Annotated in this window: 13 protein-coding genes; 5 read left to right on the plus strand and 8 right to left on the minus strand. The window is 72.3% G+C overall.

Annotated elements, in window-relative coordinates; all coding sequences use genetic code 11:
- Nucleotides 1-430: 430 nt before the first annotated feature.
- Nucleotides 431-1,924 (minus strand): PLP-dependent aminotransferase family protein, encoded by a 1,494-nt coding sequence (locus ACIHAR_RS21730; protein ID WP_400021131.1) that lies wholly within the window; start codon nt 1,922-1,924, stop codon nt 431-433.
- Between the two features lie 47 nt (nt 1,925-1,971).
- On the opposite strand from ACIHAR_RS21730, the gene ACIHAR_RS21735 reads away from it, so the two are divergent.
- Entirely contained in the window at nt 1,972-2,568 is a 597-nt protein-coding gene (locus ACIHAR_RS21735; protein WP_400021133.1) for a carboxymuconolactone decarboxylase family protein, read from the plus strand.
- A gap of 117 nt (nt 2,569-2,685) precedes the next feature.
- Here ACIHAR_RS21735 and ACIHAR_RS21740 read toward each other — a convergent pair whose 3' ends face one another.
- From ACIHAR_RS21740 to ACIHAR_RS21750, 3 genes are all read right to left on the minus strand, one after another.
- A complete protein-coding gene (locus ACIHAR_RS21740; RefSeq protein WP_400021135.1) occupies nt 2,686-4,173 on the minus strand; it encodes a glutamate synthase subunit beta in 1,488 nt (495 codons plus the stop codon).
- Between the two features lie 135 nt (nt 4,174-4,308).
- Entirely contained in the window at nt 4,309-4,788 is a 480-nt protein-coding gene (locus ACIHAR_RS21745; protein WP_365470303.1) for an anthrone oxygenase family protein, read from the minus strand.
- Between the two features lie 150 nt (nt 4,789-4,938).
- A complete protein-coding gene (locus ACIHAR_RS21750; protein ID WP_400021137.1) occupies nt 4,939-5,643 on the minus strand; it encodes a DUF2293 domain-containing protein in 705 nt (234 codons plus the stop codon).
- Nucleotides 5,644-5,972: 329 nt separating this feature from the next.
- Between ACIHAR_RS21750 and ACIHAR_RS21755 the strand changes: the two genes are divergently transcribed.
- The 3 genes from ACIHAR_RS21755 to ACIHAR_RS21765 all read left to right on the plus strand — a co-directional run bounded on the left by ACIHAR_RS21755 (nt 5,973) and on the right by ACIHAR_RS21765 (nt 7,933).
- Nucleotides 5,973-6,614: a uridine kinase gene (locus ACIHAR_RS21755; RefSeq protein ID WP_365470298.1), complete on the plus strand. Its 642-nt coding sequence runs from the start codon at nt 5,973-5,975 to the stop codon at nt 6,612-6,614.
- A gap of 131 nt (nt 6,615-6,745) precedes the next feature.
- The gene (locus ACIHAR_RS21760; RefSeq protein WP_400021139.1) at nt 6,746-7,159 is read left to right on the plus strand and encodes a PPOX class F420-dependent oxidoreductase; all 414 of its coding nucleotides are present in this window, start codon (nt 6,746-6,748) and stop codon (nt 7,157-7,159) included.
- A 339-nt stretch (nt 7,160-7,498) separates the two neighbouring features.
- Nucleotides 7,499-7,933: a CBS domain-containing protein gene (locus tag ACIHAR_RS21765; RefSeq protein ID WP_365470293.1), complete on the plus strand. Its 435-nt coding sequence runs from the start codon at nt 7,499-7,501 to the stop codon at nt 7,931-7,933.
- 60 nt (nt 7,934-7,993) lie between these two features.
- Here ACIHAR_RS21765 and ACIHAR_RS21770 read toward each other — a convergent pair whose 3' ends face one another.
- Nucleotides 7,994-9,121 (minus strand): magnesium and cobalt transport protein CorA, encoded by a 1,128-nt coding sequence (locus tag ACIHAR_RS21770; protein WP_365470290.1) that lies wholly within the window; start codon nt 9,119-9,121, stop codon nt 7,994-7,996.
- 246 nt (nt 9,122-9,367) lie between these two features.
- On the minus strand, nt 9,368-9,535 hold the full coding sequence (locus ACIHAR_RS21775) for a hypothetical protein (protein ID WP_400021142.1): 168 nt from the start codon (nt 9,533-9,535) through the stop codon (nt 9,368-9,370).
- Between ACIHAR_RS21775 and ACIHAR_RS21780 the strand changes: the two genes are divergently transcribed.
- Complete coding sequence (locus ACIHAR_RS21780; protein ID WP_365470287.1) at nt 9,534-10,328, plus strand: methyltransferase domain-containing protein; 795 nt, start codon at nt 9,534-9,536, stop codon at nt 10,326-10,328. The genes ACIHAR_RS21775 and ACIHAR_RS21780 overlap by 2 nt on opposite strands.
- Before the next feature lie 313 nt (nt 10,329-10,641).
- Here the strand turns inward: ACIHAR_RS21780 and ACIHAR_RS21785 are convergent, their stop codons facing one another.
- On the minus strand, nt 10,642-11,742 hold the full coding sequence (locus ACIHAR_RS21785; protein WP_400021144.1) for a carbohydrate kinase family protein: 1,101 nt from the start codon (nt 11,740-11,742) through the stop codon (nt 10,642-10,644).
- Nucleotides 11,727-12,635: a pseudouridine-5'-phosphate glycosidase gene (locus tag ACIHAR_RS21790; protein WP_400021146.1), complete on the minus strand. Its 909-nt coding sequence runs from the start codon at nt 12,633-12,635 to the stop codon at nt 11,727-11,729. Before ACIHAR_RS21790 ends, ACIHAR_RS21785 begins: the two co-directional genes overlap by 16 nt.
- Between the last annotated feature and the right edge of the window lie 48 nt (nt 12,636-12,683).

Genomic DNA, 12,683 nt, shown 5'->3' on the forward strand with positions numbered 1-12,683 from the left:
GCCGCTTGGGGCTTGGGGCTTGGGGCTTGGGGCTTGGGGCTTGGGGCTTGGGGTTTGGGGTTTGGGGCGCGGGGCTTGGGACTTGCGGCCTGGGGCTGGGGCTTCGGTCTTGGGGCGCGGGCCTGGAGTTTCGGGCCTGGGGCTTCGGGCTTCAAGCCTGGGGTCCGGGGCGTGGGGCTGCAGCTTCGGGCCCGGACCCCCGGCCTGGGGTCCGGGCCTTCGGCTTGACGCGGGGCTCTGGCTCGCACTGGGCGCGTGGGGCCTGGGGGCGGGGACTCGTGGCTTGGGCTCCGCCGGGCCCTTGAGCCTTGAGCCTTGAGGTTTGGGGCTTGGCGCCTGGGGCTTGGCGCGGGGGCGAGTCCCGCAGCCGACCGAGGATCTCCCGCACGCCTGATCACGCCTGATCACGGCCGGTTCACGCCTGAAGGGCTCACACGGTGGACGGGCCGCGCTGCTCGCCCGGTGGCAGCACTCCGCACAGGGCGTCCACCGCCGCACCGTACGCGTGCTCCGACGGGGTCGCGTAGCCGACCACGAGTCCGTCCACCGCCCTCATGGTCGTCTCCGGGTGGCGGAAGGCGGCCAGGCCGTCCAGGGCGATGCCCTGCCAGGCGGCCGCCTTGACCGTGGAGCGTTCGGTGCCCGGCGGCAGCCGCAGCACCGCGTGCAGCCCGGCCGCGACGCCGGTGACCTCCACATGGGGCGCGTGCTCGGCGAGCGCCTCGACCAGGCGGTCCCGACGCCGGCGGTACCGCTGCCGCATACGCCGCACATGACGGTCGTACGCCCCGGAGAGGATGAAGTCGGCCAGGCTCAGCTGATCGAGGACGCTCGCCCAGGCTTCCCGCTCGCCCTTGGCCGCGAGGACGTCGTCGACGTACTGCTCCGGCAGCACCATCCAGCCCAGCCGCAGCGCGGGGGACAGGCTCTTGCTGACCGAGCCGATGTAGATCACCCGCTCGGGGTCGAGGCCCTGGACGGCGCCGACGGGTTTGCGGTCGTAGCGGAACTCGCCGTCGTAGTCGTCCTCCAGCACCACCGTGCCACGCGCGCGTGCCCAGTCGATCACGGCGGCCCGGCGCGAGGCGTGCAGCGGACCGCCGGTCGGGAACTGGTGCGCCGGCGTGAGCAACACGCCCCGCTCACGCTCCAGCAGGCCGACGCGCGCCCCGTCCGCGTCGAGGGCGAGCGGAACGGTCCGCACGCCCGCCGTCGCCAGCAGCCCCCGGTGGAAGCCGAGCCCGTACGCCTCCACGGCCAGTGGGCCGTGCAGCACCCCGTCATCGCCCCCGCCCACGTGTCCGCCTCCCCCTCCGTTCCGGCCCGCGCTTCCGCCTTGCCCGAACAGAAGGCGCAGCGCGTGCGCGAAACCGGAGCAGATGACGATGCGTTCGGGTTCGGTACGCACGCCACGGGCGCGTGCGAGGTACTCGGTGAGCGCCTCCCGCAGTTCACGGCGCCCGGCCGGATCGCCGGGTCCGAACACCTCGCTGGGCGCCTGCTGCAAGGCGCGCCGATAGGACACCAGCCAGGCCGCGCGCGGGAACGCGGACGCGTCCGGAGCGCCCTGCCGGAGGTCGTGCAGCGGTCCACGCGCGCGTAGAGGTGCCTTGATCGGTGTCCGCGCGGCGTGTCGCAGAGGTTCGGCGCGATCGGCGACCCTCGTACCGGACCCCTGGCGAGCGGTCAGCCAGCCCTCCGCCACCAGCTCAGCGTAGGCGTCGGCCACCGTGTTGCGGGCGACCCCGAGGTCGGCGGCGAGCGAACGGTACGGCGGCAGCCGGGTGCCCGGCGCGAGCCGCCCGCTGCGTACGGCCTCCCGCAACGCCCGGATCAGCGAGGCCCGGCGCCCGCCCGGCTCGAACAGCTCCAGGTGCAGGTCTGCACCGATCCGTTCGGCGGAATTGACCCACGATTCCTCCATGAAAATGCACCCTACAGGCGGTCTTTACGGCCCATAGGTTCAATGCCATGACGACCAACACCGCACACGCGCAGGACACCCAGACCGCGCACACGCAGGCCACCCACCGCGCGCCGGCCGCGCCCGCCACGCGAACCATCGCCCCCGCGACCCCTGCGGACCCCTCCGTCGCGATCGCCGCCGCCGGATCCGCCCGCACCCGACTCGACTTCGCCCGGTCCGCCCGCAAGGCCTTCCGTGCCCTCGTCGGCTTCGACGCCGCCGCCCGGGAAGGCCTCGACCCGGCTCTCGTCGAACTGATCCAGATCCGCGCCTCCCACCTCAACCACTGCGCGTACTGCCTCCACATGCACACCAACGACGCCCGCAAGGCCGGCGAGAGCGAGGACCGGCTGCACATGGTCGCCGTCTGGCGCGAGGCCCGCCACTTCTTCACCGAGAGGGAACAGGCGGCCCTCGCCCTGACGGAGGCGGTCACGCTCGTGGCCGAGAAGAGCGTCCCGGACGACGTCTACGCCGAGGCCGCGGCCCGCTTCGACGACGCGGAGCTCGCCCAGGTGCTCGCGCTGATCTGCACGATCAACACGTGGAACCGCGTGGCCCTCGCCACGGCCAAGGTGGCAGGGACGGACGAGCGCCGCTGACGCCCCGGCCTCGAGGGCCGGCGCCGCCGACGCCCCGGCCTCGGCGGCCGGCGCCGCCGACGTCCCCGGCCCCCGGGGCCAGCGCTCTCCGCGGCATCACCCCCGCCGTCGCCGCCCCTACGCGGTCATCGGGCGGTCGTGCGGCCGGATGGGCGCCGGCAGGCGCGAACTCCCCGTCAGGTAGTGGTCGACGGCCGCCGCCACAGCCCGTCCCTCCGCGATGGCCCACACGATCAGCGACTGTCCGCGCGCCGCGTCCCCCGCGGCGAACACGCCGGGCACGTTCGTCGCGAAGCCGGCGTCCCGCGCGATCGTGCCACGCGGCGCCAGCGCCAGCCCCAGCTGCTCGACGAGGCCGTCCTCCCGGTCCGGCCCGGAAAAGCCGAGGGCGAGGAGGACGAGGTCCGCGGGGAGCGCCCGCCCGGTGCCCTCGACCGGCCGCCGGTGCGCGTCGACCTCGACGAGGTGCAGCGAGCGGACGTGCCCGTTCCCGTCGCCGGTGAAGCGGAGCGTGGACGCCGCGAACAGGCGCGCGTCCGCGTCCGCCGCCGGCGCCGTCCCGAGATCGCGGGCCTCCTCGTGCGCGGCCGAGAGCCGGTAGATCTTCGGGTACGTCGGCCAGGGATCGGTGTCCTCGTCGCGGTCCGCGCCCGGCTGGGAGTAAATGTCCAGCTGGGTGACGGACGCGGCACCCTCCCGTACGGCCGTCCCCAGGCAGTCCGCCCCGGTGTCGCCGCCGCCCACGATGACGACGTGCCTGCCGGCGGCGGACATCGGCGAGGTCTCCAGGTCCCCCTCGCACACCCTGTTGGCCAGCGGCAGGTACTCCATCGCCTGGTGGATGCCGGTCAACTCCCGGCCCGGCACGTGGAGCTCCCGCCAGGCGGTCGCCCCGGTGGCGACCACCACCGCGTCGTAGCGCGACCGCAGATCGGCGGCCATGATGTCCCGCCCGACCTGCGTCGACGTGCGGAACTTGGTCCCCTCGGCACGCATCTGCTCTATGCGCCGCTCCAGATGGTGCTTCTCCATCTTGAACGCGGGGATGCCGTACCGCATCAGCCCGCCGATCCGGTCGTCCTTCTCGTACACCGCGACCGTGTGCCCGGCCCGGGTCAGCTGCTGCGCCGCGGCCAGACCGGTGGGCCCGGAACCGATCACCGCCACCGTCCGCCCGGACAGTCGGTCCGGCGGCCGCGGCGGGGTGAAACCCTCCTCCCAGGCCCGGTCGGCGATGGCGGCCTCGACGTTCTTGATGGTGACGGCGGGCTGGTTGATGGCGAGCACGCACCCCGCCTCACAGGGCGCGGGACACAACCGTCCGGTGAACTCCGGGAAGTTGTTGGTGGCGTGCAGCCGGTCACTCGCCGTCCGCCAGTCCTCCCGCGACACCAGGTCGTTCCACTCGGGGATCAGGTTGCCGAGCGGGCATGCGTCGTGACAGAAGGGGATGCCGCAGTCCATGCAGCGGTCCGCCTGCTTGCTGATGATGGGGAGCAGCGCTCCCGGGACGTACACCTCGTCCCAGTCCCGGACCCGCTCCTCCACGGGCCGGCGGGGCCAGTCCTGGCGGGGCGTGGTCATGAATCCCTTGGGATCGGCCATGGCCGTGTTCCTTGCGTACGCGTGTGGCAGGCCTTGCGTCATCGGGCGGCACTCTTCCGGCCACGATACGTCCCGCCGGTCTCCCGCGCAGAGGACGGGACAGCGCTTTCTCGCACGGTGGGACCAGGCCGCCCGTCACGTGAGAGCGAGGACGTACGCGACGGCGGCAGCGGCCGAGGCGACCGTGCGGACGTGGTTCCACACCGTCCACTCGCGCACGTACGTCGGCCAGTACCTGGCTGCCTCCGATGTGCCCGGGGCGAGCTTGAGCAGGGCGTTGTTGCGCGGCACGTTCGCGATCACCGTCACCCCGAACGAGCCGAACAGGTACAGCGCGCTCCCCACCAGCAGCTCCACCGTCCCCTCGTCCGGCCAGAGCACGAACGTCACCACCGCGATCACCGCACACACCACCGCGGACCCAACGAACACGAGCATGAACGCCGGCGTCACCGCGCTCACGTTGATCGCGTTCATCGCCGCCACGCCCTGCGCGGGCGGCAGCGACGCCAGGCCCCTCATCACGAAGGTCGAGAAGCCGCAGAACGTCCCGGCCACCAGCCCGGTGCCGATCACCCCGAGCAGCGTCAGCACCAGGTACGGTCCATCGATCATCACCACGTCTCCTCCCACCTCCCGCCGGGAAACCGCCCGGCCCCTTCCGTCACCACCAGTGAATTCCCGCCGGTCGACCGCGAACATCGCCACGAGCCTCCGACCCATACGCGAGCGTCCAGAGCGCGCCTTCGGAGACGACTCGGCACCTCACGCCCCGCCGGAGCCGATCCCTGCCCCCCACCCCCACTCCCGCAGCACGGTCTCCACCCCCGCGGCGATCCGCAGGCGCGCCTCGCGCCGCGGCACTCCGCTCATCAGCAGCCGGTCGTACGACGTGTCCAGATGCCGTACGGACGCCACGACCGCCGAGACGACCGCCCCCTCGGACAGCGCACGCCCGGCTGCGCTGCGCCCCACGCGCCCGCTACCCCGCACCGACGCGTGGGCGGCGATCGTACGGGCCCGGTCCACCGGGCAGCCGGGGAACAGCCGAAGGATCTCCGTCGCGAAGGCCTCCGTGAACCGCGCGTCCTGCGCCGCCCGCCGCCGCGCGTCCCGTGCCCTGCGCCGCCGCCTCGCCTCGGCGTCCGCCAGACAGCGCGCCTCGGCCCGGACCAGCCCCGCCTCCTCGACGAGGACGCCCTGGCGCTCGTAGCGCCCCTTGCGCCGGTTGAACCGGACGACGACGACCGACAGCGTGCTCTCTTCCCGCGACCTGCGGGTCAACGCCGTGTCACCGCGCGGCAGGAACACCAGATGCCCCAGGTCGGCACAGTCGAGGCAGCGCGGCGCGCCGTCCTCCAGGACCACCATGGACACCGGCCCGCGACGGCACCCGGCACAGTGCCTGCGGCGCAGCGGCTGGACGACGACAAGCCTGGTGCTGTGCGGGGGAGTTGCGAGGGCCGGCATACGGGCTTCATTCCCCCTGGTGACCCCGGGGCCACGCAGTCCTCCGTCCTCCCGCTGACGGGTCGGGCCCGGCCGAGTGGACGGGCGTGGCCATCCGCCGCTTCGAAGGCGGCCCGCACTGCTTCAGCGAACTGCCCCTTTTCTCGCTCGATGCTTCGTGTCTAGGACGCCCGTTTCGGGCGCGCGGCCCACCTTTCCGCGCTTTCTCGCCCCCCACCCCCCGCTCACCGTCAGCCCCCCACCCCCCCCGCTCACCGTCAGCCGCCCACCCTCCCCACCGTCCGCGGCGCTCGCGAGCGCCGCGCGTCCCGGCCGGCGCCTGACGCATCATGGGCCGTGTGCGACTCGAAGCGATCACCTGGGAACGGCTCGGCGACCTCCTCGCCGACCGCCTGCGCGACCTGACGCCGGACGACGGCAGCCCCTGGCCGCGCGTCGCCTTCGACGGCGCTCCGGCAGCCCGCCCCGGCGACCTCGCCGAACGCGTCGCCGCAGCACTGCGCATACGCGGCCGCCCTTCCCGTGTCGTCGACACCCACGGTTTCCTGCGCCCCGCCTCCCTCCGCCTGGAACACGGCCACCACGACGTGGAGGCCTACTACAACGGCTGGTTCGACACCGGCGCCCTGTGGCGCGAGGTGTTCGGCCCCCTCGACCCCGATGGCGACGGCCGAATCCTGCCCGACCTCCGTGATCCCCTCACCGACCGCGCCACGCGCAGCCCCTACGTCCAACTCCCGCCGGGTGGCGTCCTGTTGCTGCACGGCCCCCTCCTGCTCCGGCATTGGTTCCCCTTCGACCTGACCGTCCACGTCCTCCTCTCCCCGCCCGCCCTGCGCCGTCGCACGCCGCAGAGCGAGCACTGGACGCTGCCCGCCTTCGAGCGCTACACCCAGGAGACCGACCCCGCGGCTACGGCCGACGTCCTCGTCCGCGCCGACGACCCCCGGCATCCGGCATGGAGTGGGTGATGCGCCGGGTGACCGGGACACCGGCTGCTGGACGCCCCGGCGATCGGCCGGGCCGGCGACCCGGTGCGTGTTCCGGCGGTCGATCCGGCGAAGCGCTTTTCAATGCGCGTGCATATAATTAGGCTGCTGCCATGACGATCTCCTCGCAGATCTCCGTCGTCTTCGACGCCCCTGTCCGTGCCCTCCTCGACGGAAGGAACTTCGCCTCCGTCGCCACCGTCGGCCCCGACGGCGCTCCTCAGAACTCGGTGGTCTGGATGAAACGCGAGGGCGACACCGTCCTCTTCTCCTCCACCGACGGCCGCCAGAAGGTGCGCAACCTTCGCCGCGACCCCCGAATCAGCCTGACCGTCTTCGACCTCGCCAACCCCTACACCTCGGTCGAGATCCGCGGCACCGCAGAGATCCTCCCGGACGAGGACAAACGGCTGCCCCACGAGCTCTCCCACAAGTACCTAGGCATCGATCCGCCCGCGGAGCGGGACGACGAGGTGCGCGTGATCATCCGCATCGTGCCGAAGAAGGTCCTGGGGTTCTCCGCCTGAGCGGGCGGCGCCCGTGAAAGCCGGCCCGGCGCGCAGCCCGGTCATGGCCCCTCACCCCGGCACGCCGAAGGTGCGTCCCCCTCCCCACCCGGCGAAAATGAAGGGCGCCGGAATACGAGACAGCTGGAACACGAGACAGCTGAATAAACGCACGCCAGCTGAACAAACGCACGCCAGCTGAACAAACGCACGCCAGCTGAACCATGAGACAGCTCGAACATGGGACAGCTCGAACATGGGACAGCCGGAACACGGGGCAGCCGGAACACGAGGCAGCAGGCCGCCGGGAGAACGGCGCCTTCCGTGTCGCACCGGCCGTCCGGCACCGGGAGGTACACCATGACCACCGCCGGAGAGATCATGCATCGGGGCGCCCAGTGGATCCCCGCCCACGAGACTCTCGACCGCGCCGCCCAGCTGATGCGCGAGCTCAACGTCGGGGCCCTGCCCATCAGCGACTCGGACGAACGGCTCTGCGGCATCCTCACCGACCGGGACATCGTCGTGGGCTGCGTGGCCATGGGCCACGACCCCGCCAAGGTCACCGCCGGCGAGATGGCACAGGGAACACCGCGCTGGATCGACGCCGGAGCCGACATCAGCGAGGTGATCCAGGAGATGCAGGAGCACCAGATCCGCCGGCTGCCGGTGATCGAGAACAAACGCCTGGTGGGCATGATCAGCGAGTCCGACCTTGCCCAGCACCTGACCGAGGACCAGATGGCCTCCTGGGCCGAGAGCGTCTACGCGAGGACCGGCACCGCCCGGCACTGATGAACAGGACGTACTGGGCAGAGTCGAACGTCCAGCCGCGCGGGTCGAGCCTTCAGCCGCTCAGAGCCAGCCGTTGCGCCGGAAACCGCGGTACAGCACCAGACAGGCGAGGGATATCACCCCGATGACCATGCCGTAGCCGTATCGCCAGTGCAGCTCCGGCATGTGGTCGAAGTTCATGCCGTACACCCCGCAGACCATGGTCGGCACGGCGACGATCGCGGCCCAGGCGGTGATCTTCCGCATGTCCGAGTTCTGCGCGACCGTGACCTGCGCGAGGTGCGCCTGGAGGATCGAGTTGAGCAGTTCGTCGAACGCGGCGATCTGCTCCTTGGCGCGCAGCAGGTGGTCGGAGACGTCCCGGAAGTAGGCCTGTATCTCCGGGTCGACCACCCGCACCGGTCGGTCGGCCAGGTCCACCAGGGGCCGGCTCAGCGGCACGACCGCCCGCTTCAGCTCCAGGAGTTCACGCTTGAGCTGGTAGATGCGGCCCGGATCGGCCCGTTCGCCGTTGTGGGCGAAGACGTCCATCTCCACATGGTCGATGTCCGCGTGCACGGCGTCGATGACGTTGAGGTACTCGTCGACAACGTGGTCCGCGATCGCGTGCAGCACCGCTGACGGGCCCTTGGCCAGCTGCGCCGGATCGGACTCCAGATCCTCGCGCAGGGGACCGAGCGAGCCGTGCCGCCCGTGCCGCACCGAGATCACGAAGTCCTGACCGACGAACACCATGATCTCGCCCGTGTCGACCACTTCGCTCGTGGCCGTGAGCTGTTCGTGCTCGACGTAGCAGACCGTCTTGAACACCGCGAACAGCATCTCGCCGTACCGCTCCACCTTCGGGCGCTGATGGGCCTCGACGGCGTCCTCGACGGCCAGCGGATGCAGGTCGAACAGCTCGGCGATGCCCGCGAACTCCTCCTTCGTAGGCTCGTGGAGGCCGAGCCAGACGAACCCGTGGCCGCTCTTGCGCACGCGCTCCACCGTTTCGACGAGATCGCCGCCGACCGGAGTCCGGGCGCCGTCCTGGTACGACACGCAGTTCACCACGGAGGAACCCAGCGGGGACCGCGCGGGGTGGCTCAGGTCGACCCGGGGACGCCGCCGAGCCAGCCGTGCCATCCTCCGCAGGCCACCGACCGCGCCCAGGCCGGTGACCTTCCGCAGATTCCCTGCCATGGTCATCTGGATCTCCTCGCGTGGATCTCCCCGTGGCGCGTTCCTGCGCCCTGGCACGCCAGTCTGCCAGGCCCGCGCAACCCGTGCGCGAGCCTGTGGAAAGGGGGCGTTCCGCTTTGTTCCCGCCTGTGGACGGCCTGAATTGGGTCTGCCCGCGACACGGGCTCCCACCCCTTCTTCACCCTCCTCATCCCCTCCCGTTCCTGCGCCCCCTCTGCCCGCCTCCGGGCCTGGCAGACCGGCCGCAGTCGATCACCTCCGGGCCGGACCGGCCGCGTCGATCACCTCCGGGCCTGGCAGACCGGCCGCGTCGATCACCTCCGGGCCTGGCAGACCGGCCGCGTCGATCACCTCCGGGCCTGGCAGACCGGCCGCGTCGACCGCCTCCGACAACCAGGGCGACTGGGATGATCGCCGCATGACGCGATCCGACGGGTATCTCCTCGACAATCGGCGGGCCGAGGCGGGCGAACGCTTCGAGGCCCTCGCCGCGCTCTTCGACCCCACGACGTTCCGGCACCTGGAACACCTGGGTGTCGGGCCCGGCTGGCGCTGCTGGGAGGTCGGGGCGGGCGGCACCTCCGTGGTGTCCTGGCTGGCGAAGAAGGTAGGACCGACCGGCAAGGTCGTCGCGACCGACATCGACACGTCCCGACTGACCCCCGCGGCCCGCCAGCCGGTCGAGGTGCGGACCCACGACGTCGGCGCAGAGGCACCGCCGGGGGAGGGCTTCGACCTGGTGCACGCCCGGCTCGTCCTGGTCCATGTTCCCGAGCGGGAACGGGCGTTGCGGTCGATGGTCAGAGCTCTGCGCCCCGGCGGACGGCTCCTGCTCGAGGACGCGGATCCCTCCCTGCAGCCCTTGATCTGCCCGGACGAGCACGGCCCCGAGCAGCAACTGGCGAACCGGCTCCGGCACGGGTTCCGCGAACTTCTCGCCGATCGTGGCGCCGACCTCGCCTACGGTCGCTCACTCCCGCGTCTCCTCCGCGAGGCAGGGCTGCGCCGCGTCGAGGCCGACGCCTACTTCCCGCTCACCTCACCCGCCTGCGCCGCCCTGGAATCCGCGACCGTCCGCCTGATCCGCGACGACCTCGTCTCCGCCGGCCTCGCGACCGACGAGGACATCGACCGGCACCTGGCCAACATCGCCTCCGGTTCCATGGACCTGGCTACGGCGCCGATGATCTCGGCGTGGGGCCGGAAGGGGTAGGGGAGCCGCTCTGGGAGCGCTGGAGGCTGGAGCGCTGGAGCGCTGAAGGCTGGAGCGGTCGGCGCCCAACAGCGGTGAAGCGGGGCTGCGAGTCGGGGCTGCAAGGCGGCAATGGCGTGTCACCTGTAAGCGGAAGCTTGAAGCGACAAGCGGGCCGCAGGCGTGAAATCTCCCACCGTCGGTCGGCCCCGTGGTGCCATGCCAGGCACGTCAGTGCCGACACCGCACTCCCTGGCCGCTGCGCGTGGCCGAGGACCTGGGACGCGACCGCGTCCGTCTGGCCGCCGCCCGGCTCGTGTCCGCGTCCGCCGCCTCAGTCGGCGGGGCTGGTGCGCACCGTCGGCGCCGCACCGTCCTCTGCCGTCGATCGTGTCGTCGTCGCCGGTGCCGTCGTCTTTGTGATGCCGTCGGCCGGTGCGGACCGCTCGGCCGGTACGGACCGCCCCGCCGTCGACGCCGGTTCGTCTCCCGAGCCGGGCGGTCTGCCGCCCACCCGTTCCACCGCCCGCGAACCCGCTCTGCACCCCTCGGCGGCCGCGTCGCCGGGCTCGGCGCCCGCGAGCAGGGCGGTGAGGAACGCGCCCGTGAACGCGTCGCCGGCGCCCGTGGTGTCCCGGGGCGTCGCGGGGACGGCGGGGACGCGGGCGGTCACGGCGCCGTCGCGGGCCACCAGCGCGCCGTCCGCCCCCTGCTTGGCCACCACCAGCGGGACATGGCGGCTCAGTGCGGCCGCCGCGTCCGCCCCGTCGGGCAACCCGGTCAGCAGACACGCCTCGTCGCGGCTGGGCAGCAGGACGTCAACTCCCTGGACGAGGGCCAGGAAACGCTCCACGCCCAACTCCACCAGAAATCCCGCCGACGCGGGGTCAAGGCTCACCGGCACCCCACGCGCGCGTGCCGACGCCGACGCCGTCCGCACCAGCGCGCGTCCGGACGCGGAGAACAGCAGGTAGCCCGACAGATGCAGCCGGCCCACCCCGTCGAGCAGGGAATCCGACCAGTCGCCGGGATCCAGCCTCAGGGACGCGCCGCTGTCGGTGAGGAACGTCCGCTCGGCAGCGGCGTCGGTGTCGACCAGGCAGATCACCGTCCCTGTCGCAGCCTCCGGATCGACGACGAGCCGGGGCCTCACCCCTCGGTCGATCAGCTCCCGTTCGTGCCAGGCCACCGCCTCGGCACCCACCCGGCCCAGCAGCCGTACGTCGGCACATCCCCAATGCGCGGCCCAGCACGCCACGTTGGCGCCCGCCCCGCCCGGCAGCGTCCGGATGACGGAGGCCGTGTCCGTCCCGGCGGCCAGTGGTCCCCGGTGCCGCGCGACGATGTCCGTCACGACGTCCCCGACCACCAGCAACGCGCCACTTGGCGGACGCCGGCCCACGCTGCCCGACCTTCCGGTCACGCCCCGGCCCACGCGGTGGCGATCCGTGCCGCCAGCCGTACGTTGCCCCGCACCGCCGCCAGATTGGCGCTCAGGGAGGCGCCGTCGGTGTGCCGGACCAGGTAGTCGAGCAGGAACGGCGTCACGGCCTGACCGGTCACGCCCCGCTCCTCACAGGCCTGAAGGGCTGCGGCGAGCACACGCGCGTGCAGCTCCGGATCCAACTGCTCCGCCTGCGGGACGGGATTGGCGACGATCAGTGCGGACTCCGGCATGCTCAGCGCATTCTGAGCGCGCATGACGTCCGCGACCTGCTGCGGGCTGTCCAGCGTCCAGTCCACCGGATGCCCGGAGTCGGACAGGTAGAAGCCGGGGAAGCGGTCCGTGCCGTACCCGGCCACGGCGACGCCCAGCGTCTCCAGCCGCTGCAGGGTCGCCGGAACGTCCAGGATCGACTTCACCCCGGCGCACACCACGGTGATCCGTGTGCGGGCCAGCAGCCCCAGATCGGCCGACTCGTCCTGGGTCACCGTCCACTCCCGGTGGACTCCGCCGAGGCCGCCCGTCGCGAACACCCGTACGCCGGCCAGCGACGCCAGCAGTGCGGTCGCCGACACCGTGGTCGCCCCGTCGGCCCCCGAGGCGACCGCGAGCGGCAGGTCCCGGTGGCCCAGCTTGCGGATCCCGTCCTCGTTGGCGACCCGCTCCAGTTGCTCCTTGTCGAGGCCGACATGGGGCCGCCCGTCCAGCACGGCGATCGTCGCCGGTACGGCGCCCTCCGCGCGCACGACCGCCTCCAGCTCCCTCGCCACCTGCAGATTGCGCGGGCGCGGCAGCCCGTGGGCGATGATCGTGGACTCCAGCGCCACCACGGGTCGACGCGCGTCGACCGCCTCCCGCACCTCTTCCGACACCACCAACACCACGTGCCCGCCTCCTGTCCTTCGGTCTTCCCTCATCTCTGGCGGGCGACG

Source organism: Streptomyces sp. NPDC052016 (genome assembly GCF_044548445.1).
Taxonomy (GTDB): domain Bacteria; phylum Actinomycetota; class Actinomycetes; order Streptomycetales; family Streptomycetaceae; genus Streptomyces.

Excerpts from the sequence above, each read along its gene's own strand:
- ACIHAR_RS21730 (WP_400021131.1), bottom strand. The coding sequence starts at position 1,924 with ATGGAGGAATCGTGGGTCAATTCCGCCGAACGGATCGGTGCAGACCTG.
- ACIHAR_RS21735 (WP_400021133.1), top strand. The coding sequence starts at position 1,972 with ATGACGACCAACACCGCACACGCGCAGGACACCCAGACCGCGCACACG.
- ACIHAR_RS21740 (WP_400021135.1), bottom strand. The coding sequence starts at position 4,173 with ATGGCCGATCCCAAGGGATTCATGACCACGCCCCGCCAGGACTGGCCC.
- ACIHAR_RS21745 (WP_365470303.1), bottom strand. The coding sequence starts at position 4,788 with ATGATCGATGGACCGTACCTGGTGCTGACGCTGCTCGGGGTGATCGGC.
- ACIHAR_RS21750 (WP_400021137.1), bottom strand. The coding sequence starts at position 5,643 with ATGCCGGCCCTCGCAACTCCCCCGCACAGCACCAGGCTTGTCGTCGTC.
- ACIHAR_RS21755 (WP_365470298.1), top strand. The coding sequence starts at position 5,973 with ATGGGCCGTGTGCGACTCGAAGCGATCACCTGGGAACGGCTCGGCGAC.
- ACIHAR_RS21760 (WP_400021139.1), top strand. The coding sequence starts at position 6,746 with ATGACGATCTCCTCGCAGATCTCCGTCGTCTTCGACGCCCCTGTCCGT.
- ACIHAR_RS21765 (WP_365470293.1), top strand. The coding sequence starts at position 7,499 with ATGACCACCGCCGGAGAGATCATGCATCGGGGCGCCCAGTGGATCCCC.
- ACIHAR_RS21770 (WP_365470290.1), bottom strand. The coding sequence starts at position 9,121 with ATGACCATGGCAGGGAATCTGCGGAAGGTCACCGGCCTGGGCGCGGTC.
- ACIHAR_RS21780 (WP_365470287.1), top strand. The coding sequence starts at position 9,534 with ATGACGCGATCCGACGGGTATCTCCTCGACAATCGGCGGGCCGAGGCG.
- ACIHAR_RS21775 (WP_400021142.1), bottom strand. The coding sequence starts at position 9,535 with ATGCGGCGATCATCCCAGTCGCCCTGGTTGTCGGAGGCGGTCGACGCG.